The sequence below is a fragment of the Sanguibacter massiliensis genome (assembly GCF_900240335.1).
In the GTDB taxonomy this organism is placed as follows: Bacteria; Actinomycetota; Actinomycetes; order Actinomycetales; family Cellulomonadaceae; genus Flavimobilis; species Flavimobilis massiliensis.
The window spans coordinates 1-2,023 of sequence record NZ_LT964991.1; the positions used below are offsets into that span (position 1 = coordinate 1).

At 75.3% G+C, this 2,023-nt stretch carries 2 protein-coding genes; both read right to left on the reverse strand.

Annotated features, from left to right (window positions below; genetic code table 11):
- Positions 1 to 517, reverse strand: a 517-nt coding sequence (locus C1729_RS14140; protein ID WP_277985828.1) for a precorrin-2 dehydrogenase/sirohydrochlorin ferrochelatase family protein, incomplete at its 3' end; no start/stop codon positions are given.
- Positions 518 to 656: 139 nt separating this feature from the next.
- A complete protein-coding gene (locus C1729_RS14145) occupies positions 657 to 1,988 on the reverse strand; it encodes a sulfate adenylyltransferase subunit 1 (protein ID WP_102510785.1) in 1,332 nt (443 codons plus the stop codon).
- Positions 1,989 to 2,023 lie beyond the last annotated feature (35 nt).

Below are 2,023 nucleotides of genomic sequence, written 5' to 3' on the forward strand. Positions count from 1 at the left end.
GTGGCGAGGGCGTCGTGCGGGGGAGGGCACGGTGGCGCGGTGCGCTGATCGTGCCGTCGCGCAGGGCGTGCGCGACCTTGTCACGCAGCTCCATGGCGCGGCGCGGGTCGCCGCCCGCGCTCACCGTGACGGTGACGTCGTCGACGCGCGCGGCGGCGGGCACCCACAGGTTCGAGCGGGTGCGGTCGTCGGCCCGGCCGAGCCACACGCGTGCGTCCTCGGCGTCGGCGGCGACGGCCTCGTCGATCGCGGGCACGCCCGTCGCGGTGTGCGCGAGCCATGCGCCGTCGAGGTCGCCGGTCGCGTAGGGACGCTGCTCCCAGCGGAGCTCGCCGCGGGCGGCGGCGCCCGTGACGTCGGCGCTCGCGACGGGCGCGACGACGGTGACGTCGGCTCCCGCGCGGACGAGCGCGAGCGCGCGTCGGGTGCCGACGGGGCCTGCTCCGACGACGACGCAGCGGCGGCCCGTGACGCGCAGCATCAGCGGGTAGGCGGGGTCGGTCGTCGAGTTGTCCACGATGCCTCCGGGGTGGGTGTGGCGGGCGTGCGCGATCCTACCGACCGCAAGGTTTCGACCGTATGACGGCCCGGGCAGCCCGCGTGGACGGCCGACGGCGCACGACGCGGGTGCGTCGTGCGCCGTCGGGCTGGGCCGCTCAGATCGCGAAGTCGGCGGGGCGGTCGCCGGGGAAGCGGGCAGCGGCGAGCGCGTCCCCGACCATGCCGGCAGCGAGAGTGAGGCCGTCGGCGGGGTCGATGACGCAGAACGCGCCGGTGCGGCGGTGCTCGGCGTACTCCTCGGCCGGCACGGGCGACGCGAGCCGCAGCTGGACGCGACCGATGTCGTTGAGCTCGAGCGTGTCGCCCGGCACGAGGTGGGCGGCGTCGAGGTCGAGGCGCCCGACGACGTCGCGGACGACCGCCTGGACGACCTTTGTCGTGTGCTTGACGAGGACACGCTGCCCGGCGCGCAGCGGCTTCTCGCCGAGCCACGCGAGGGTCGCGGTGACGTCCTGCGTGAGCGCGGGGACGTCGTCGGCGGCGACGATCGTGTCGCCGCGCGCGATGTCGATGTCGTCGGTGAGGCGCAGCGTCACGGACTGCGGCGCGAACGCCTCGGCGAGCGGACCGTCGGCCGTGTCGATCGCCTCGACGAGCGTGCGCTTGCCCGACGGCAGGACGACGACCTCGTCGCCGGGACGCACGACGCCCTCGGCGATCTGGCCCGCGTAGCCGCGGTAGTCGACGTGCTGCGGGTCGCGTGCCGCGCCCTGGGGGCGCAGCACGACCTGCACGGGGAAGCGCAGGTGCTGCGCGGCGACGTCCTCGCCGACGGGCAGGTCCTCGAGCAGCTCGAGGAGGCTCGGCCCGTCGTACCACGGGGTCGCGTCGGAGCGGTCGACGACGTTGTCGCCGACGAGCGCGCTCACGGGCACGGTGTGGATCGCGGGGACGCCGAGGTCGGCGGCGGCCGCGCGGATCTCGGCGGCGAGCTCGGCGTAGCGCTCGGCGGAGTAGTCGACGAGGTCGATCTTGTTGACGGCGACGACGACGTGCGGGACGCGCAGCAGGGAGGCGACCGCGAGGTGGCGGCGCGTCTGCTCGAGGAGGCCCTTGCGGGCGTCGATGAGGAGGACGACGGCGTCGGCCGTCGACGCTCCGGTCACGGTGTTGCGCGTGTACTGGACGTGCCCGGGGCAGTCGGCGAGGACGAACGCGCGGCGGGCGGTCGCGAAGTAGCGGTAGGCGACGTCGATCGTGATGCCCTGCTCGCGCTCGGCGCGCAGGCCGTCGGTGAGGAGGGCGAGGTCGGCGCCGTCGAGGCCGCGGTCGCGCGAGACGCGTTCGACGGCGTCGAGCTGGTCGGCGAGGACGGACTTGGAGTCGTAGAGGAGGCGGCCGACGAGCGTTGACTTGCCGTCGTCGACGGAGCCGGCGGTCGCGAGGCGCAGGAGCGTCGCGGACGCGGGGAGGGTGGCGGTGCTCACGGGTGGAACTCCTTGGCGACGAGCGGGGCGGTGTC